We start from the raw sequence: 526 nt of genomic DNA, 5'->3' as shown, positions 1-526 counted from the left end.
CCGGGGAGGGCGAGCACGTCGGGCACGAGGACGATGCGTCCGGCGGCGGCGAGGGTGGCGAAGATCTCGAAGACGGACAGGTCGAAGCAGACCGAGGTGGAGGCGAGGACGCCGTCGAACGCGTCGGCGGGGAAGGCGTGCAGGGCCCAGTGGATGAAGGCGACGGTGTTGCGGTGCTCGATCATCACGCCCTTGGGCTGGCCGGTGGAGCCGGAGGTGTAGATCAGGTAGGCGAGATGATGCGGGGCGAGGCCGACGTCGGCGGGGTCGGGGTTGTGATCGGGGGCGCGGTCGAGGCGCGCGATCAGATCGGTGTCGTCGAGACGGACGACGTTGCGGACGGTGGAGCCATCGGGGAGCGCGAGCGCGCGGGAGGCGATGACGCACTGGGCGCGGGAATCGAGCAGCATGTAGTCGATGCGCTCGCGGGGATAGGCGGGGTCGAGCGGGAGATAGGCGGCGCCGGCCTTGAGGACGGCGAGCAGCGCGACGACGAGGTCGGGGGAGCGCTCGACGCAGACGCCGA

At 71.1% G+C, this 526-nt stretch carries 1 protein-coding gene; it reads right to left on the bottom strand.

The window, feature by feature from the left end; translation table 11 throughout:
- Window positions 1-526: AMP-binding protein (locus WS62_RS26595; protein WP_156441151.1), on the bottom strand; the 526-nt coding region annotated here is incomplete at both ends.

This window comes from Burkholderia sp. ABCPW 14 (assembly GCF_001523835.1).
In the GTDB taxonomy this organism is placed as follows: Bacteria; Pseudomonadota; Gammaproteobacteria; order Burkholderiales; family Burkholderiaceae; genus Burkholderia; species Burkholderia mayonis.
This window is presented reverse-complemented; position numbering and strand designations above follow the sequence as displayed.